A 17,951-nucleotide genomic window follows, 5' to 3' on the forward strand; every position below is an offset into this window, starting at 1 on the left:
CGAGAAAGAGCGACGAGTTGAGCGAAATCCGCCTTTATGTGACGACGAACGAGAAGAAGGCCGGGCAGGTTCTGGACCTGATGACGCCGGTGTTCGAAGACGAAGAATTGCCGATCGCAACGACGGAGATCGACGAGAAGAACGATGTCTGGGAAGCGTCGATCTATCTCTACGCCGCGGATGAAGATGAGGTCCGCGGTCGCTTCGAAGCGCTCCTGAAGCCGACATTCGCCGATCTCGTCGTTCAAAAGGAAGTGCTTCCCGATATCGACTGGATCGCCAAGTCCCTGGAAGGGTTGAAGCCCGTTCGTGCCGGCCGCTTTCTCGTGCACGGCTCGCATGATCGAGACAAGGTTGGCCCAAGCGACATCGCCATCGAAATCGAAGCGGGACAGGCCTTCGGCACCGGTCACCACGGAACGACGGCAGGCTGCCTGGAGACAATCGAAAAGGTTCTCGTGAGTCGGCGCGTGCGCAATGCGCTCGATCTCGGTACAGGCAGCGGCGTGCTGGCGATCGCGGTGCGCAAGTTGCGCAATATTCCGGTTCTGGCAACCGATATCGATCCGATCGCCGTCCGCGTCGCGAAGGAAAATGTCCGCAGCAACGGCATCGCCTCGGGCGTTACACTGGAGACGGCTCCGGGGTTCCATTCCACGGCCTTTTCCCGTCATGGGCCATTCGACCTCATCATCGCCAATATTCTGGCGCGTCCGCTCATCAAGATGGCACCGCAGCTCGTGGCGCATCTGGCACCGGGCGGCTCGGTCATTCTTTCGGGTATCCTGGCCGAGCAACGCTGGAAAGTTCTGGCTGCCTACAATGGCGTAAACCTGCGGCACGTGCGCACGATCTGGCGCAATGGCTGGGTCACCATCCATCTCGACCGGCCCTGAGCTGGTCACTTCCCTCATCTAAAATTGCAAAATAAAAAAGGCGGTGCCGAAGCACCGCCTTCAGATCGGTTTTCACCGATCTTGCCCGCGAGCGTGTGGAGGAGAAGTGCTCAAGCGGGCTCTAAGCGTTCTGATCACAATCCGAGAGGGAGGAGGAGAACCGGATTGCGATCGACTTCGAACGCGTAGATCGTAAACTTCTTAGCGGCGACCGCCGCGGCTGGCGCCGATTGCCTTTGCGGTTTCGACTTCGAGCTGACGAAGCGAGCCGACGGAATGGCGTACGGTGCGACGCTCGCCAGCCAGCGCCGGGCTAACATATGCGGAGCGAGAGATAGGCATTGTCATAAGTCCTTGGTTTTGAGCTGGTTCTTCGTGAACCCGTTTGATGCGGCGGATATAGCGACTCGCCCGCCGACGTGGCAGGGGGTAAGCTTCATGGGAGCTATGCATGATATGCATGTTTCGTGCCGTGAAGTTGTCATATTCGAACTGGCATGCTCACAAAATGGGCGGATTCGTTAACGGCCGGAAATGAGATAGACTGCTCTCATGTAGTATGATGCGCCCGCTATCGCGCATATCGTCTCAGGGATCTAAAATCACGTCGCACTTCCGATCGTGATGCTCTAACATACTGGCAATATTCAGTTTCACGGAATCTCCACCAGTCTTGGATCAGCTCATGTTTCAGTCTTTCGACGTCACTTCCACCCCGCAATTCGGTCGCGAACGTGTTGCCGGTTTGCGCGCTGCCTTCGGCGATCTCGGCATTGACGGCTTCCTCGTGCCGAGGGCCGACGAGTATCAAGGCGAGTACGTGCCCAAATGCTCGGAGCGTCTCGCATGGCTTACGGGCTTCACGGGATCGGCGGGTGTTGCGCTTATCACACACTCCCAGGCCGTGGTCTTTGTGGATGGCCGGTATGTGACACAGCTAGCCGAACAGGTGGACCGCAGCGTCTTTACCGGTGGCGATCTGGTGAACGAGCCGCCCCATGTCTGGCTGCCGCGTCACGCAAAGAAAGGTTTCCGGCTCGGCATCGATCCGTGGCTGCATACGGGTGCGGACGTGCGCCGGCTGGAAAAGGCGCTGGCCGAGATCGGCGGCAAGCTCGTGTTCTTGTCCTATAATCCGCTCGACAAGCTCTGGACGGACCGGCCACCCGAGCCGCTGGGCAACGTTATCATTCAGGACATCGCTCAGGCCGGTATCCTCGCCAAGGACAAGCTTGCGACGATTGCAAGCAGCCTAAAGGAAAAGAATCTCAAGGCGGCGCTGATCACCGACCCGTCTTCTGTTGCCTGGATCTTCAATATCCGCGGCAGCGATGTGCCGCACACGCCGCATCCTCTGGCCCGCGCCATCATCTATGCAGAAGGCGAAGCGGCGCTCTTTCTCGACAAGCGCAAAACCAAGGTCGAGGCCGAAGCCTATCTCGCGCAGATCTGCAAGCAGCTGCCGCCTTCGGAGCTTACCAAACGCCTGGCCGCTGCGGCTGCGAATGGTGGGCGAATCCTGGTTGATCCGGATCTCGCTTCCTATGCCTTGACCGATATCATCCGCCGAGAGGGCGGAGAGGTCGTGGAGGGCAATGATCCTGCCAAGTTGCCACGCGCCTGCAAGAATGCCGCCGAAATCAACGGCTCTGCGGCTGCCCATCTGCAGGATGGTGCCGCCATGGTCGAGTTCCTTTACTGGCTGGAGACAAGCAAGCCAGGAACGGTGACGGAAATCGCTGCGGCAGAACGGCTGGAAGCCTGCCGTGCCCGCGTCGGCGAAAGCATGCAGAACCCGCTGAAGGATATTTCCTTCGACACGATTTCCGGAGCCGGCGAACACGCGGCGATCATGCATTACCGCGTGACCACGGCGAGTGATCGGCTGATCCAGGCCGGCGAATTGTTCCTCATCGATTCTGGCGCGCAATATATCAACGGCACGACTGATATCACCCGCACGGTTGGCATCGGGGTAGTTCCCGAAGAGCAGAAGCGCCTATTCACGCTGGTACTCAAGGGTATGATCGCGATCAGTACGGCTCGTTTCCCGAAGGGTACACGCGGCTGCGATCTCGATCCGCTGGCGCGCATCGCGCTCTGGAAGGCAGGCGTCGATTTCGCCCATGGCACGGGCCACGGCGTCGGCTCCTATTTGTCCGTACACGAGGGGCCCCAACGCATTGCTCGGCTTGCTGTCCAGGAACTGCTTCCCGGCATGATCCTGTCCAATGAACCTGGCTACTATCGCCCGGGCCATTTCGGCATCCGCATCGAAAACCTGATCTACATCCGTGACCCGGAGGAGATCGAGGGCGGCGACATGCCTATGCTCGGCTTCGAAACACTGACCTTCTGCCCCATCGATCGCAGCCTGGTGCTGGTGGAACTGCTGACACATGAGGAGCTGCATTGGCTGAACGAGTATCACGCTCGAACGCGCGAAGCGCTGATGCCGTTAATCCATGATCATGACGTACGGGCGTGGCTGGAAAATGCCACCCTTGAGCTTAGCCACTGAGAAATACGGCCCCCATTCCCAACTGGAAAAAGGGATGGGGGCCGTCTCAGGCGCCTATGGAATGGCGCCATGCCATGACGACGATCCATCCGGCAACCAGCATGTAGGTCGACGGGTAGCGCAGACCGACGAGAAGCGCCGCGAGCATCGCCACCTTGATATCCCAGCCGCCGGTAAAAAAAGCGGGTGCGACGAGGGTCGTAAGGACGGCGGCGGGCACGGCATTCAGCGCGGCTTCGACGCGTGGCGGAATGCGAGTCATCTTGACGATCAGGATATAGCCGCCGATACGCGTCAGGAAGGTCACCACGGCTGCGGCCGCAATCAGCAGGACCATATGCGAATTGAAATCGAGCATGGTCAGACCTCGTGGCTTTCGTGTGCGATATCGGGCTTGCGATTCGCTTTGACCGGCGGCAGCAAGGCCGCAAGCGCGACGCCTGCCAATGCACCGATGCTCACATGCCAGGGCGAGCCCACATAGCGATACGCGATGGCTGATGCGACGGCACTGACAGCCACGACCGGCAGAAAGTTGTCGCGCGTGCGGAAGCCCATGACGATGCCGAGAAAATAGACCGGCAGCAAGATATCGAGACCGAGGGCTTTGGGATCGCCGATGAAACTGCCAAGCAGACCGCCGATCAGGCTGGTCAGCATCCAGGGAACATAGATCACAGCGGCAAAGCCGATATACCAGGCGAAAGTCACCGGCTTGCCGCTTTCGTGGCGTTTGATCGTCTCGGCGAATTGCGGATCGACCAGCAGGAAAAAGGTGAAGAACTTCTCCACCGCTGAAAAATGCCTGATATAGCGGGCGATCGCCGCCGAATAGAGCACATGGCGGAAGTTCACGGCCAGGATCGACAGCACGATGAGCCAGGCCTGAACATTGTGACCGAAGAGATCAATCCCCACCATCTGGCTGGCGCCGGCATAGACGGTGCCGCTCATCAGGGTTAGTTCGCCAAGGGACATGCCCTGATCGCGCGCCAGCGCACCGAAGAGAGCGCCGAAGGGCGCTGCCGCGAGGCCGACAGGAATGCCGCCCTTCAAGCCTTCAAGAAATTCCGCGCGACTCATGGTCCGCTTTGTCCTTTGTGGAAAATCCGGCGCTTTCGCCAAGATGTCGTGTCGAGGGCGCGCATTCCGCATGGAAACAACGATGGTTGTGCCCTTGCGCATTTGTTGCCGCGCTGTTCAATGGCGGGAGGTGTAAGCCGTGCCTTTAGAGCCAGCAATTGAATTTCCTTGATGGATCAATTGATTTCCTTGATCCAGCGCTTGGAGCCGCTCGCAAAAATGGGAGAGGGAAAGATGAAGAAGATCAACCTAGCGAAGGAGGAGAAGGCAGCCATGGTTGCACGCCTTCAGCGCTATTTCGCCGATGAATTAGACCAGACGCTCGGCTCGTTGCCTGCCGAGTTCTTGCTCGATTTCTTTACCGCCCAGATCGGGCCTTACTACTACAATCAGGGCCTGCGGGATGCCCATGCGGCATTGATGAGCAAGATGGAGGATTTCGGCGAAGCGATCTATCTGCTTGAGAAAGAGCCGACCAAGAACTGATGGCGCCTCACTTCTTCGGCTGGAAGGTATGCTCCGCTGCCGGAAAGGTACGAGTCTTCACCTCTTCGGCGTAGGCTTCCGCCGCTTTCGAGATCTTGGGCGCCAGCTCCGCGAAGTGCTTGACGAAGCGCGGCTTGAAATCGTTGAACAGGCCGAGCATGTCGTCCGAAACGAGGATTTGCCCATCGCAGGCGGCAGATGCGCCGATGCCGATGGTGGGAATGGCAACGGCGGCGGTGATCTCGCGCGCGAGCAGCTCGATCGTGCCTTCGATCACCATTGCGAAGGCGCCCGCCTCCGAGATCGCCTTGGCGTCACGCCGGATCTTGTCGGCTTCTTTCTCCGAGCGACCGAGCGATCGGTAGCCGCCCGTCGTATTCACCTGCTGCGGCATCAGTCCGACATGGCCGAAGACCGGAATGCCGCGAGAGGTCAGGAAGGCCACTGTTTCAGTCATTTCCTCGCCACCCTCCAGCTTCACGCCATCGCAGCCGGTTTCCTTCAGGATGCGGGCGGCATTGCGAAAGGCTTGCTCCTTCGATTCCTGATAGGAGCCGAAGGGCATGTCGACGATAACGCAGGCATGCTTTGCGCCACGCATGACCGCCTGGCCGTGGGCGATCATCATCTCCAGCGTGACGCCGACGGTCGTTTCCATGCCATAAAGCACCATGCCGAGGGAATCACCCACAAGAAGTAGGTCGCAATGCGGATCGAGCAGGCGGGCAATCGGCGTTGTATAGGCTGTCAGGCTGACGATCGGGCGCGTGCCCTTCATCGCCTCGATGGCGGCGGGCGTCATGCGTTTGGTCTGTCCGACAATGCTCATCTCAGGCGACCTCTTCGTTGGCGGATCCGTTGCCGATAACCCGGTTGTCGAGCAGGCGGGTGGTGCCGATGCGGACGAACAAGGCGATGAGAATTGGCTGCCCCTGTAAGCTGGTCAGTGGTTCCAGCGTTTCGGGATGACGAACGGCGGCGACTTCCACGGTTGCCAGCGGCTCCTTTTCGATGAAAGCGCGTAGCGCCTCTTCGAGTGCTGCGGGATCATCCTCACCGAGATCATATAGCCGCTCGGCTTCCGCCAATGCCTTGGGAACGACAATGGCGGCGGCACGCTCTTCCTCCGACAGATAGACATTGCGCGAGGAAAGGGCCAGACCATCCGCATCGCGAACGGTCGGTACCGGTACGACCCGGACGGGCTGGGCCAGATCCTCGACCATGCGGCGGATGATCGTGACCTGCTGATAGTCCTTCTCGCCGAAATAGGCGCTGTCCGGCTGGACGATGTTGAAGAGCTTGGTGACGACGGTGGCAACCCCGGCGAAATGGCCCGGTCGAACTGCGCCTTCCAGTTCCGCGCCGAGTTTCGGCACGTCGACCACCGTTTGCATCGGACGCGGATACATATCCGTGACGCCAGGTGCGAAGAGATGGTCGACGCCGGCATCGCGCAGCATGGCGCTGTCGCGTTCGAGATCGCGCGGATATTTCGCCAGATCCTCATTGGCGCCGAACTGCAGCGGATTGACGAAAATGGAGGTGACGACGACGTCGTTCTCGGCCTTGGCGCGAGAGACAAGTTCCATATGGCCCGCGTGCAGGTAACCCATGGTCGGCACCAGGCCGATTTTCCTGCCTGCTTTGCGTTGCACGTCGAGCCGCTCTCGCAGAGCGGCTATCGTGTGAACGATCTCCATAGTGGCACTCCTCCGCAAGCAACGCTGTTTCCGCATTGCCTGTTTCCATCCCTCAAAATTGCCGGGACTTCTAACGTGTGCAGTGCGAAAAGGCAATTCACTAGCGCCCGGCCAACCAAAGCGATTTAATCTCCGTTATCGCGCTCCAAACAAAATCGCTCTCCCAAGCAGTGCCTGAGAGAGCGAAGGCGAGATGATGCTGTCTTGCGTAGCTAGATGGAGCGCATCAGGCCGCCGTCGACCTTGAGATTCTGACCGGTGATGTAGCCGGCGCCGTCTGAGGCGAGGAAGGCGACGGTGGCGGCGATCTCCGCGCTGGTGCCGTAGCGCCGCATCGGCACGCTGTCGCGGCGCTCTTCCGTCGCCGGCAGGCTGTCGATCCAGCCGGGTAGGACATTGTTCATCCGCACATTGTCGGCGGCGTAGGTATCGGCGAAAATCTTCGTATAGGAGGCAAGACCGGCCCGGAACACGGCCGAGGTCGGGAACATAGCCGACGGTTCGAAGGCCCAGGCGGTGGAGATGTTGATGATCGCGCCGGTTTTCTGCTTCTGCATGATGGGGGCGATGAGGCGGACCGAGCGGACAACGTTCATGAGATAGACATCGAGGCCGGTGTGCCATTGTTCATCCGTGATATCCAGGATCGGGGCACGCGGGCCATGGCCAGCGCTGTTGACGAGAACATCGATGCGCCCCCATTTTTCCATCGCCGCATCGACCAGGCGCTTGAGATCGTCATTCGACTGATTGGAGCCGGTGACGCCGATACCGCCAAGCTCCTGAGCCAGCGCCTCGCCCTTTCCGGAGGAGGAGAGGATGGCGACATGGAAGCCATCGGCTGCAAGACGTCTGGCGCTTTCGGCGCCCATGCCGCTGCCGCCCGCCGTAATCACAGCCACTTTTTCTATCGACATTTTCGGTTCCTCCTTCGTCTGGTTCCGGTAGAGTTGATTGCGTCAAACTTGCCGATCGAATATCATCTTTCTCGCGCGCAAGCGAAGCAGTTGCGTTCTTATTTGCCAGTAGAAAAACTATCGCATGGACGGCTCTGTCGGTAAGCTTCCTTCTCTTAATGGCCTCAAGGCTTTCGAGGTGTCGGCGCGCCATCATAGCTTCAAGCTTGCCGCCGAGGAACTCGGGGTTACACAAGGAGCGGTGGCTCAACAGGTGAGGGGGTTGGAAGCGGAGCTCGGCGTCAAACTGTTCGAACGGATGCCGCGAAGCCTCGTCCTGACAGGCGAGGGGCGCGGCTATTTCGCCGATATCAGGCGTGCCTTCGAAATTATCGCGCAAGCGACCGGTGACCTCAGGCCGCAACCTCTCAGGCTCACCATCAGCACCACGCCGACATTTGCATCGAAATGGCTGATACCGCGCCTGCCGAATTTTACGGCTCGTCATCCGGATCTCGATCTTCATATCCTCGCCACGGACAGTATGTCGGGCTTTCAGGCGGATGGAGTGGATCTTGCAGTCCGCTATGGGCGACCGCCTTTCGGGCCGGGACTGGCGACCGAACTGCTCTTCGAGCAGGAGATTATCGCCGTTTGTAACCCAGCATTGCTGCAGCACCGAAAGCCGCCGAAGACTGCGGAAGAACTTGCCGATTACGCGCTGCTTCATGATGCCCATAATTCCTGGCCCGAATTCATCGACAAGCATTTCGGGCGGGCGGATCACGCCTCCTATAAAGGGATCAGCTTCAACCAGACATCGCATGCGATCGAAGCGGCGATCGCCGGGCAGGGAATCGTCCTGGCCAACCGCGATTTCGTCGCGCGAGACATGGTGGAAGGTCGTTTGACGCAGGTCATCCAGGGATCGCTAAGCGGCCCCTCTGACTTCTATCTCGTCTGGCCGCGCTATCGCAAATCCGCGGCCCTTGAGACGCTGATCGCTTGGATGAGAGGAGAGGCGAGCAGGAAATAGGGAATAGCGCTCGCCTGGTGTTGCGAACGAGCCGGTTTTTCAGGAATGAAATGCTCGCTGGTTTTCGAAGGCGGGCCATCAGGCGCCGTCGCGCTGCCGAATGCTGCAATTGACCTTCGAGGGTTAGCGCTTTCCTCAATCTTTTCCTGTTATCTGCAGCTATGGCGAAGATCGTGGCATTGGCTGCATATTTCTATCAGGCCGCGGTGGCTTTCGGGCTGCTGATCGCGGTGGCGCATTTGCTGACGCCAGCGGATTATGCTGCCTATTCGCTGTTCATCTCGATCAGCCAGTTTGCCGCGATTCTCTGCTTCGAATGGGTTCGCTTCGCCTGCAGCCGTTTCTATCCGGGACATGGGCCTGGGAGCGAGGCGCTGGAGCGCAAAGCGCTGACGGTAGAATTCGCGGCATGCTCGGCAATCTGCCTGATCGCCGCTTCCGTCTCGATCTTCTTTTCTGTCTCGGCAGAGATTGCCGTGCTTGGCGGCCTGGTTGCAATCTTCCAGGGTGGCAGCGACCTGCATCTTACCATGCTGCGCTTCCGTCAGGAGTTTAGCGTCTTTTCGCGGCTGCAGGGTTCGCGTGCGACGATTCTGGCGATCGGTACGCTTGCGGGTGCGGCGATTGCCCCGACCTTCACATGGACCGTCGCCGGTCTGATGGCCGGCTATCTTGCCTATAGTCTTCTGGCCGTATTTCTGACCCGCAACAGTCTTCACGAAGCGGCTTCATTCGAGAAGGCGCTGGTGCGCAAGCATTTCGTCTATGGCAGCGTCGCTGCGAGCGCCTCCGTTATCGGCATGCTGACGCCGCTGGGATTGAAGTCCATCCTGACAGCCATGTTGGGGGCAGGCGGCGCGGCCGGCGCGTTGCTGGCGCTCGATTTGCTGCAGCGACCTTTCATCCTGATCGTTTCTGCGCTGCAAGCCATTCAATATCCCGATGTCGTGACGACCTATGATCGCGATGGAGCGACGCGTGCCTTTGCCAAGCAGCTTGGTGAATATTATTCGCTGCTGACCGGACTGACGCTGATGACGGCCGCCGGCATTTTCGCTCTGCTGCAACCGGTCGGGCAGTTGGTGATTGCGGCCGGCTTGCGCAACGAATTTCTTGCCGTCGCCCCCTTTGTCATCGGCCTTGCGACATGCCGTGCGCTGACGGCTAATATGCTGCCCACTCCTGCGCATCTACAGCACCGGCTACTGACGATCTTCCTGCTTGCGGTGCTGGATTGCCTATTGCTGAATGCGGGCACGATCATCGGCGGCTATTTCGGCTCTTACGATGATGCCGCCCTTATGGCCGGAGGCATGATCGGCGCGCTATGTGCCATGACGATCGGTGTGAAGGTGATGATGTCCCTTGCCTTCGATTTCGTCTGGCCGCCCGTTATCTTGTCTACCATCGGGCTCGCGGTGCCTGTGCTGGCGACAGTCGGTTTTGGTTACTCGCTGTGGATATCGGTGGCCGGCGGTGCGGTCGGTGGCGCGCTCTTTTGTCTGCTCGGTCTCTACAGCTATTTCGTCATCATGTTCCAGCGGCAAGCGCAGCCATAAAGCTCTCAAAGTGCTTCGAGCATGGAGAGAACGCGATCCGCGCTGCCATCCCAGGAAAAGCGCTTGATATTCTCGTAGCCACGCCGGCGCAAATCTTCGCGCAGCGCATCATCCGTGAGGATCCTGCGCATGGCATCGACGAATTCGTCCTGTCTGAAGGGATCGAAATAGAGTGCGGCGTCGCCCGACGCTTCACGCACGGCAGGTATATCGGCCGCAAGCACTGGGCAGCCTTGAGTCATTGCTTCCAATGGCGGGATGCCGAAACCTTCGTAGAGGCTCGGGAAAACGAAAGCTGTGGCATGGCGTTCCAGAGCGGCGATTTCCGCGTCGGCGAGCCGGCCGGGGAAGAGCAGGGTGTCGTTCGATTGCTGATCGTCCGATTTGAACACGGTCGGCGCGGAGCCGCCCACGACCACGAGCTTCTGATTGGTATCCTTGAGCGCCTCGAAGGCGCGGATCGCAAAAGCGAGGTTTTTGTTCGGCTTCATCGTGCCGACGAGCAGGAAGAAACCATTCGTCTTGAGATCGAGCCGCTGCATCACGGCTTCATCCGGCTCGATGGCGGCGTAATGATCGACGGCATTGTAGACGACGTCGATATCAGTCGATGGCACCCGAAATACGGAGGCAAGCTCCTGCCGCGAGAATTCGGAAACGGTACCGATCTTGGCGGTGCGCGTCAGCACGGTTCCAAGGGCGCCATGCAGCAAGCGGTAGCTGCGCTTGAAGGATTGCGGATGGCGGAAGATCGTCACGTCATGGATGACGACGGCCTGGCGGCGATGCAGCAGCGGCCCGCTGCCGCCAAAGCCGATGAGCCGGCTGCCGCGCGAGCGGGAAAACAGGGATGTCTGTTCCCAGACATGACCGGGGCCGGAGCCGAATTCATCGATTTCGATGGCGGAGAGTTTAAGATCGACGGGCGTGTTTTGCGGCACAGCTAGCCGCCAGAGGACGCCTTTCAGAGACGCCGGTAACATGCTTGCGGAAATCTTGCGATCGAGCGCGAGTGTCAGCTCGCGTGCGAAGCGCTGCACGCCCGAGAGCGGTTGGCCAAGGAAACGCCCGTTGATGACAATAGATTGCACGCACAAACCCGATATTTCATTGATCGGGAACAGCTTGCATCATTTTGTTTAGAGAAGGTTTAGCTGGACTTGCGCGATTTTACGCAAGCGCATCCTTGCTGCTGATCACGGCAACACCACGGGCTCGCATGTCGTCGATCGCCGCCTTGACGCCGGCAGGGTCGATGCCGCGGCTGGCGTCCTCGATAAAACGCACGTTGACACCGGGCAGCATTTCAACGGCGTCGAGGGCAGAGAATTTCACGCAGTAATCTGTTGCCAAGCCGCAAATATCGAGCTTGGTCACGCCCTGGCTGCGCAGATAGGCGGCCAAGCCGGTGAGCGCCGCCTGATCATTGTCGCGGAAGGCGGAATAGCTATCGACTGCGGGATTCTGGCCCTTCTGCTGGATAAAATCGACTGAGCCGATATGGAGATCGGGATGGAACTCGGCATCTTTGCTGTTCTGGACGCAGTGGTCGGGCCACATCATCTGCGGCTTGCCCGAGAGCATGCCGATTTCAAAGGGCTTCTTGCCCGGATGGGAGGAGGCGAAGCTGCCGTGACCAGGCGGGTGCCAATCCTGTGACGCGACGATGAGATCGTATTTGCCGCTGTCGATAAGTTGGTTGGCGACAGGCACCACCTGGTCTCCCTCCGGGACAGGAAGGTTGCCGCCAGAGCAGAAGCCGTTCTGGATATCAATGAGCAGCAGCGCTTTCATGAGGCCTGTCCTTCCGTTTTGTTGCGCTGCACGATGCCAAGCGAAGCGCTTCGGATCAAGCCCCTTACGCCCCGCCGAGGAAGGCGGCGAGGCGCGATGGTTTGTACGGGCCTATGCCGGCTTGTGGCCCTTGAGGCCGTAGAAGGCAATGTAGACGTAGCAGATGATCGGCATCAGGAAGGCGAGGTGGATGCCGATCGTATCGGCAAGGCCGCCCTGGATAACAGGCAGGATCGCGCCGCCGACGATGGCAAGGCACAGAATGCCGGAACCCTGGCTCGTATATTTGCCGAGACCATGCAGCGCGAGGCTGAAGATCGTCGGAAACATGATAGAGTTGAACAGGCCGATCGCCAGCACGGACCACATGGCGACATGCCCCGTCGTCAGCACCGTCACCAGCAGGAGGATCATCGCGGCGATAGCATTGAAAGCAAGCGCCTTGCCGTCATCGATGTGGCGCATGATTGCCGAGCCAACGAAGCGTCCGACCATCGCGCCGCCCCAGAAATAAGAGACGTAATGGGCGGCATCGGCCTCGGAGAGATGGGCGATGTCCGGTTGGCTGAGGAAGTTGACCAGGAAGCTGCCGACGCTGACTTCCGCACCGACATAAACAAAGATGCCGATAGCGCCGAGCACGAGATGGCGATATTGCCAGGCAGAGCCGCCGCCGCGCATCGGCTCGATGGCCTCCTCATCCTCGACTTCCGGAAGTTTCAGCGCCGCAAAGACGGCTGCGAGCACCAGGAAAGCGGCGGCAAGGAGCAAATAGGGGAATTTGACCGCGCCGGCTTCGGCAAGCCGCATGGCGTCTAGCTGTTCCGGTGTCGCGTTGGTGGTTGCAACAGTCGCGGCAGACAGGATCAACATCGCGCCGAAGTAGGGGGCAATCGTCGTGCCGAGCGAGTTGAAGGCCTGCGTCAGATTCAGGCGGCTGGCGGCCGTATCCGGCGGTCCCAATACGGTGACATAGGGGTTGGCGGCAACCTGCAGGATCGTGATGCCAGTGGCGAGCACGAAAAGCGCGCCCAAGAAAAGGGCGTAGACGCGGTAGGTGGCGGCAGGAATAAACAGGGCGCAGCCGACGGCCGCGATCGCAAGGCCGACGACGATGCCCCATTTATAGGTGATGCGCTTCACGAGCGTGCCGGCAGGCAGCGATATGATGGAGTATGCGCCGAAAAAGCAAAGCTGGATGAGCATTGCCTGCGTGTAATTGAGCTGAAAGACGCTTTTCAGGTGCGGGACCAGAATGTCGTTCAGGCAGGTAATGAAGCCCCACATGAAAAAGAGTGAGGTGAGTGCAATGAGCGCGAATTGGTAATTGCCCTGGCCTTGGCGTGCGGACGCACGGGCGCTGGTGGGCGCAGAGCTTGTTGCTGAGCCAGCCACTTTTTTATCCTCGGTTCTTGTTGTTACCAGGCTTCGAGATTCGAGCCGGACGAAAAAGCCCGAACGGGCCGAAAGAAGAACTGGCAGCGGCTTGCCGAGACCTCCGCAGGAAACGCAGAATCCCGAAGCCGCTTCAATCGATATAATCGATTGGATTATCATTGGTAGCTTGCTAGGCATGCGGATTCTGCAATGCTGCAATGCAATCGCTTGCAAGGGCGGAATGTCTAGCCATGCCTTACGGCTTTTTGGGCGGTACATTCGAACGGGGCCGCTGCCGACGTCAGTCGAGGCTGTGCAAATAGCCAAGAACGGCGCGTTTCACGCGCAGAGCCAGCTGGTATCTATTGGTCTCGCCATGTTCTCCGGCGGAATCGACCATTCCCTTAATGATCGCGACCACATCGCGGCTCGCCACATCGATATCGGCCTGCGGCGGTAGATCCGGCCGCAGCAGGGTGGTGCGGGTGAGCTCGAAGAAGCGCCTTTTGACCGCTTCGGTGGCGGCATCGAGCGGCAGCCGCGCTTCCTCGAAATCGAGCAAGCGGGCTAGTGCTGGCCGGCGAAGCTGCTGCTCGACGCAAGGGAGGATGAGCGCCGACAAGGCCTCGCTGCCGGTGGGCTTGTCGGCGGCAATTTCCGCCTCTGCGACGAGGCGGGAAGTCTCGCGCAGGATCAAGGCTCCGATCAGCGCATCCTTGCGTGGAAAATACTGATAGAGCGAGCCGACGCTGACACCGGCCTTCTCCGCGACGGCATTGGTGGAGAAGGCCTCATGGCCGCGCTCCTCCAAAATGCGAGCTGCAGCCTCCACGATCGCCTCAACTGTCGCGAGCGAGCGGGCTTGTCTTGGCGCTTTTCTCGGCGCGGCGCGGCTATGGAGAGGGCTTTCGGACATGTCCCTGGAATGCGAGTAGCAAAAAGCGAATTATCGCTCATATTACGGTTCGCGACCCAACGACACAAGAGCTCCCGCGACATCCGGGGATTGAGTTTCTCGGCGTGTTGGAGGCCTGCGCGACACTGATCGAGCCGCAAGGACAAAGGAGATAAATACATGTCCGGTGAAATCAGAACTGCAATCGTAACCGGCGCATCCAAGGGCATCGGCGCCGCCATTGCGAGGCAGCTTGCCGCGGACGGCTTTCAGACCGTCGTCAATTACGTATCGAGTTCCGGAGAGGCCGCCGATGTTGTTGCCGGCATCACGGCGGCAGGCGGCCGCGCGATTGCAATCCGTGCCGATGTTAGCGATGCCGCGGCAGTAACGGCATTGTTCGACCGCACCGAAGCAGAGTTCGGCAGGGTCGACGTGCTCGTCAACAATGCGGGCATCAGCAAATTTTCGCCGCTGGCTGAGGTTGCGGATGAGGATTTTCAGCAGCAAATCGCCGTCAATCTGACGGGCACGTTCAATGGGATGCGAGAAGGGGCGAAGCGGGTGCGCGATGCTGGCCGCATCATCAATCTTTCTACGAGTATCATCGGTCACTATTCCCCCGGTAATGGCGTCTACGCGGCGACCAAAGCGGCGGTGGAGGCTATGACCCATATCCTAGCCAAGGAACTCGGCACACGCGGTGTCACGGTCAATGCGGTCGCGCCGGGGCCGATCGCGACCGAATTGCTGTTCAAGGGGCGGTCTGAAGCGCTGATCCAGCGGCTGATAAACGACATTCCGCTCCGGCGCCTCGGACTGCCGGAGGACATCGCTCAGATCGTATCATTTCTCGCCGAGCCGCAGAGCGGTTGGGTCAATGGTCAGAATCAGGGCAAATGGCGGGCGTAACTGAGATCGTGGGTGAGGGCGCATAAGCCTTTGCGGGCTTATGTGTGGATCCTCGGGTCAAGCCCGAGGATGACGGCGTGTGTGGGAAGTGAGGAGGCCCAAGCGAGTCAAGTCCAGGCCGAAGATCGTCGCCACCCTCTGGTCCCAAACCAGACGACCTTACAGATCAAACCCTCTCCACAAACCCGTCCAGCACGCGCTTCTGCCCCGCTCGATCAAACTCGATCGTCAGCTTGTTGCCCTCGATCTCCGACACATTGCCGTTACCGAATTTGATATGGAAGACGCGGTCGCCGATGGCGAATTTGGAGGGTTCGGAGGAGGTGGATTTGGCCACCAGCTCGCCGTCGATGGTGCGCACTTTCGGGCCGCTTTCGCCGTAGCCGATGCGTTCGACGGCGTGGCCGGAGCGGCTGCCCCAGTTGTCGCGGGTCGCGTCGTTGCGGTTGGCCTGGGCGCGTTTCCAGCCTGGCGTGGAGTAGCTGTTGGCGAAGGGATCGGCCTTGTCGAAACGGGACTGGCCGTAGCCGCCTCGGCCGTATCCGCCATAGGATTGCTCGACTTCGGCGACCTGAACGTGCGTTTCCGGCAGTTCGTCGAGAAAGCGGGAAGGGATCGTGGATTGCCATAGGCCGTGGATGCGGCGATTGGAAACGAACCAGATGTGGCAGCGGCGCTTGGCGCGGGTGATGCCGACATAAGCGAGGCGGCGCTCTTCCTCAAGGCCGGCGCGACCGCTTTCATCGAGCGAGCGCTGATGCGGAAAGAGGCCTTCCTCCCAACCGGGCAGGAACACCGTGTCGAATTCCAGACCCTTAGCGGAGTGCAGCGTCATGATGGAGACGGCGTCGAGATTTTCGTTCTGCTCGGCATCCATGACGAGGGCGACGTGCTCAAGGAAGCCGCGCATGGATTCGAAGCTATCCATGGAGCGGATGAGCTCCTTCAGGTTTTCAAGTCGTCCCGGCGCTTCTGCTGATTTGTCGTTCTTCCACATGTCCGTATAGCCGGACTCTTCGAGAATCTGCTCGGCAAGATCGGTATGCGGCGTGTTTTCGAGCAGGCCCTGCCAGCGGCGGAAGGACTGCACGACGTCGAATAGCGCCTTGCGCGCCTTCGGCTTCATCTCATCCGTCTCGATGATATCGGCCGCTGCCGCCAGCATCGGGATATCGCGCACGCGGGCGTAATCATGTAGCGTGCGGACGGTGGTGTCGCCGAGACCGCGTTTCGGCGTATTGATGATGCGCTCGAAAGCGAGATCGTCGGCCGGTTGGCAGACCAGGCGGAAATAGGCCATGGCGTCCCGGATTTCGAGGCGCTCGTAGAAGCGCGGACCGCCGACGACGCGATAGTTCAGGCCGAGCGTGACGAAACGGTCTTCGAACTCGCGCATCTGGAAGGAGGCGCGCACGAGGATGGCGATGTCGTTGAGATTGTGCTTGTTGCGCTGGAGCTGCTCGATCTCTTCGCCGATCGCGCGCGCTTCCTCCTCGGAATCCCAGGAGGCGTGCACCTGCACCTTGATGTCGTCGGGGTCGGAGCGATCGGTGAACAGTGTCTTGCCGAGCCGGCCCTCATTATGGGCGATCAGATGCGCGGCGGCACCGAGAATATGCTCTGTGGAGCGATAGTTGCGCTCGAGCTTGATGACCTTGGCGCCCGGAAAATCCTTCTCGAAGCGCAGGATGTTGTCTACTTCCGCACCGCGCCAGCCATAGATCGACTGGTCGTCGTCGCCGACGCAGCAGACATTCTGCGGCTCGCCCTTCTGCCGCTGTGCCAGCAGGCGCAGCCACATGTATTGTGCCGTGTTGGTGTCCTGATACTCGTCGACCAGGATATAGCGGAAGCGTTGGTGATAATCCTTGAGGATATCGGGATTCTGCCTGAATATATTGATCGGATGCAGCAGGAGATCGCCGAAATCGCAGGCGTTCAGCGTCTTCAGGCGGTTCTGGTAGGCGGCATAAAGCTCGCGGCCCTTGCCGTTGGCAAAGGCGCGGGCGTCACCTTCCGGAATATCGGCGGGGCTCAGGCCCTTGTTCTTCCATGTGTCGATCATGCCGGCAAACTGCTTGGCCGGCCAGCGCTTGTCGTCGAGCCCTTCGGCCTGGATCAGCTGCTTGATCAGGCGGACAACATCGTCGGTATCGAGAATGGTGAAGCTGGAGGTGAGGCCCACCAGCTCGGCATGACGGCGCAAAAGCTTGACGCCGATCGAGTGGAAGGTGCCGAGCCAGGGCATGCCTTCGACTGCGCCGCCAACGAGCAGCGCGATACGCTCCTTCATCTCGCGGGCTGCCTTGTTGGTGAAGGTGACAGCGAGAATCTGGCTGGGGAAGGCGCGGTTGGTGGAGAGGATATGGGCGATCCGCGTCGTCAGGACGCGCGTCTTGCCGGTGCCGGCGCCGGCAAGCACCAGCACGGGGCCGTCGAGTGTTTCCACGGCTTCCGCCTGTTCGGCATTGAGGCCGGAAAGATAATCGGGCCGGCGGCCGTTGTCACGTGCAGCCATGGCGCGGGCCGCAATGCTGCCGGCAGCCGGCGCAGAACGGCGCGGTGCGGTGTGCTCCGGCTCCTCGTCAAAGAAGGGAATGTCGTCATGTCCAATGGTCATGCGGCCCAATGTAATGATTCTACCCCGAAAGGCAAAAGAAACGGGCCGAAATTAGAACAAAAAGTGCACATTTGCAGCTCTTAACGCACGTTCGAGACGCGTTTTCCGCGGTGGAGCGGACATGCCGACAAACAGATAAAACGTGTCGTTGTCTGTCTGAGGATTACACTTCT

16 protein-coding genes and 1 pseudogene are annotated in these 17,951 nt (G+C 59.7%); 6 read left to right on the forward strand and 11 right to left on the reverse strand.

What is annotated here, in order from left to right; translation table 11 throughout:
* The first annotated feature begins 17 nt into the window (after positions 1-17).
* On the forward strand, positions 18-896 hold the full coding sequence (locus tag ACYJRZ_RS03260; protein ID WP_459456027.1) for a 50S ribosomal protein L11 methyltransferase: 879 nt from the start codon (positions 18-20) through the stop codon (positions 894-896).
* A 201-nt stretch (positions 897-1,097) separates the two neighbouring features.
* Here the strand turns inward: ACYJRZ_RS03260 and ACYJRZ_RS03265 are convergent, their stop codons facing one another.
* Complete coding sequence (locus tag ACYJRZ_RS03265) at positions 1,098-1,238, reverse strand: hypothetical protein (protein WP_162711788.1); 141 nt, start codon at positions 1,236-1,238, stop codon at positions 1,098-1,100.
* Between the two features lie 343 nt (positions 1,239-1,581).
* On the opposite strand from ACYJRZ_RS03265, the gene ACYJRZ_RS03270 reads away from it, so the two are divergent.
* Positions 1,582-3,417, forward strand: a complete 1,836-nt coding sequence (locus ACYJRZ_RS03270) for an aminopeptidase P family protein (protein WP_459456030.1) — start codon at positions 1,582-1,584, stop codon at positions 3,415-3,417.
* Positions 3,418-3,463: 46 nt separating this feature from the next.
* Here the strand turns inward: ACYJRZ_RS03270 and ACYJRZ_RS03275 are convergent, their stop codons facing one another.
* Positions 3,464-3,775 carry an AzlD family protein gene (locus ACYJRZ_RS03275; protein ID WP_459456032.1) on the reverse strand — a complete coding sequence of 104 codons (312 nt, stop codon included), beginning with the start codon at positions 3,773-3,775 and terminating at the stop codon, positions 3,464-3,466.
* Between the two features lie 2 nt (positions 3,776-3,777).
* On the reverse strand, positions 3,778-4,500 hold the full coding sequence (locus ACYJRZ_RS03280; protein ID WP_459456034.1) for an AzlC family ABC transporter permease: 723 nt from the start codon (positions 4,498-4,500) through the stop codon (positions 3,778-3,780).
* A gap of 234 nt (positions 4,501-4,734) precedes the next feature.
* On the opposite strand from ACYJRZ_RS03280, the gene ACYJRZ_RS03285 reads away from it, so the two are divergent.
* The gene (locus tag ACYJRZ_RS03285; protein WP_459456036.1) at positions 4,735-4,986 is read left to right on the forward strand and encodes a DUF2164 domain-containing protein; all 252 of its coding nucleotides are present in this window, start codon (positions 4,735-4,737) and stop codon (positions 4,984-4,986) included.
* Between the two features lie 7 nt (positions 4,987-4,993).
* On the opposite strand, the gene panB is transcribed toward ACYJRZ_RS03285, so the two are convergent.
* From panB to ACYJRZ_RS03300, 3 genes are all read right to left on the reverse strand, one after another.
* Positions 4,994-5,815 (reverse strand): 3-methyl-2-oxobutanoate hydroxymethyltransferase, encoded by an 822-nt coding sequence (gene panB, locus ACYJRZ_RS03290; protein WP_459456038.1) that lies wholly within the window; start codon positions 5,813-5,815, stop codon positions 4,994-4,996.
* Position 5,816: 1 nt separating this feature from the next.
* Positions 5,817-6,689, reverse strand: a complete 873-nt coding sequence (gene panC / locus ACYJRZ_RS03295) for a pantoate--beta-alanine ligase (RefSeq protein WP_459456040.1) — start codon at positions 6,687-6,689, stop codon at positions 5,817-5,819.
* Positions 6,690-6,901: 212 nt separating this feature from the next.
* Positions 6,902-7,606 (reverse strand): SDR family oxidoreductase, encoded by a 705-nt coding sequence (locus ACYJRZ_RS03300; RefSeq protein WP_459456043.1) that lies wholly within the window; start codon positions 7,604-7,606, stop codon positions 6,902-6,904.
* A 124-nt stretch (positions 7,607-7,730) separates the two neighbouring features.
* On the opposite strand from ACYJRZ_RS03300, the gene gcvA reads away from it, so the two are divergent.
* The gene (gene gcvA, locus ACYJRZ_RS03305) at positions 7,731-8,621 is read left to right on the forward strand and encodes a transcriptional regulator GcvA (protein ID WP_459456045.1); all 891 of its coding nucleotides are present in this window, start codon (positions 7,731-7,733) and stop codon (positions 8,619-8,621) included.
* A gap of 173 nt (positions 8,622-8,794) precedes the next feature.
* Complete coding sequence (locus ACYJRZ_RS03310) at positions 8,795-10,180, forward strand: polysaccharide biosynthesis protein (RefSeq protein ID WP_459456047.1); 1,386 nt, start codon at positions 8,795-8,797, stop codon at positions 10,178-10,180.
* A 5-nt stretch (positions 10,181-10,185) separates the two neighbouring features.
* On the opposite strand, the gene ACYJRZ_RS03315 is transcribed toward ACYJRZ_RS03310, so the two are convergent.
* From ACYJRZ_RS03315 to ACYJRZ_RS03330, 4 genes are all read right to left on the reverse strand, one after another.
* Entirely contained in the window at positions 10,186-11,271 is a 1,086-nt protein-coding gene (locus ACYJRZ_RS03315) for a glycosyltransferase family 4 protein (RefSeq protein WP_459456049.1), read from the reverse strand.
* A 79-nt stretch (positions 11,272-11,350) separates the two neighbouring features.
* Positions 11,351-11,974: a bifunctional nicotinamidase/pyrazinamidase gene (gene pncA, locus ACYJRZ_RS03320; RefSeq protein WP_459456051.1), complete on the reverse strand. Its 624-nt coding sequence runs from the start codon at positions 11,972-11,974 to the stop codon at positions 11,351-11,353.
* Positions 11,975-12,085: 111 nt separating this feature from the next.
* Positions 12,086-13,369 carry an L-fucose:H+ symporter permease gene (fucP, locus tag ACYJRZ_RS03325; RefSeq protein ID WP_459456053.1) on the reverse strand — a complete coding sequence of 428 codons (1,284 nt, stop codon included), beginning with the start codon at positions 13,367-13,369 and terminating at the stop codon, positions 12,086-12,088.
* Positions 13,370-13,652: 283 nt separating this feature from the next.
* Entirely contained in the window at positions 13,653-14,183 is a 531-nt protein-coding gene (locus ACYJRZ_RS03330) for a TetR/AcrR family transcriptional regulator (RefSeq protein WP_459456055.1), read from the reverse strand.
* A 243-nt stretch (positions 14,184-14,426) separates the two neighbouring features.
* Between ACYJRZ_RS03330 and ACYJRZ_RS03335 the strand changes: the two are divergent.
* Positions 14,427-15,162 (forward strand): annotated as a pseudogene (locus tag ACYJRZ_RS03335) (SDR family oxidoreductase).
* Positions 15,163-15,324: 162 nt separating this feature from the next.
* On the opposite strand, the gene ACYJRZ_RS03340 reads toward ACYJRZ_RS03335, so the two are convergent.
* Positions 15,325-17,778 (reverse strand): ATP-dependent helicase, encoded by a 2,454-nt coding sequence (locus ACYJRZ_RS03340; RefSeq protein WP_459456057.1) that lies wholly within the window; start codon positions 17,776-17,778, stop codon positions 15,325-15,327.
* Positions 17,779-17,951: the final 173 nt, after the last annotated feature.

Source organism: Rhizobium sp. No.120 (assembly GCF_054558365.1).

Bases quoted from the DNA above. Each gene is read 5' to 3' on its own strand.
- ACYJRZ_RS03265 (WP_162711788.1), bottom strand. From the start codon at position 1,238: ATGCCTATCTCTCGCTCCGCATATGTTAGCCCGGCGCTGGCTGGCGAG.
- ACYJRZ_RS03270 (WP_459456030.1), top strand. From the start codon at position 1,582: ATGTTTCAGTCTTTCGACGTCACTTCCACCCCGCAATTCGGTCGCGAA.
- ACYJRZ_RS03275 (WP_459456032.1), bottom strand. From the start codon at position 3,775: ATGCTCGATTTCAATTCGCATATGGTCCTGCTGATTGCGGCCGCAGCC.
- ACYJRZ_RS03280 (WP_459456034.1), bottom strand. From the start codon at position 4,500: ATGAGTCGCGCGGAATTTCTTGAAGGCTTGAAGGGCGGCATTCCTGTC.
- ACYJRZ_RS03285 (WP_459456036.1), top strand. From the start codon at position 4,735: ATGAAGAAGATCAACCTAGCGAAGGAGGAGAAGGCAGCCATGGTTGCA.
- panB (WP_459456038.1), bottom strand. From the start codon at position 5,815: ATGAGCATTGTCGGACAGACCAAACGCATGACGCCCGCCGCCATCGAG.
- panC (WP_459456040.1), bottom strand. From the start codon at position 6,689: ATGGAGATCGTTCACACGATAGCCGCTCTGCGAGAGCGGCTCGACGTG.
- ACYJRZ_RS03300 (WP_459456043.1), bottom strand. From the start codon at position 7,606: ATGTCGATAGAAAAAGTGGCTGTGATTACGGCGGGCGGCAGCGGCATG.
- gcvA (WP_459456045.1), top strand. From the start codon at position 7,731: ATGGACGGCTCTGTCGGTAAGCTTCCTTCTCTTAATGGCCTCAAGGCT.
- pncA (WP_459456051.1), bottom strand. From the start codon at position 11,974: ATGAAAGCGCTGCTGCTCATTGATATCCAGAACGGCTTCTGCTCTGGC.
- ACYJRZ_RS03340 (WP_459456057.1), bottom strand. From the start codon at position 17,778: ATGACCATTGGACATGACGACATTCCCTTCTTTGACGAGGAGCCGGAG.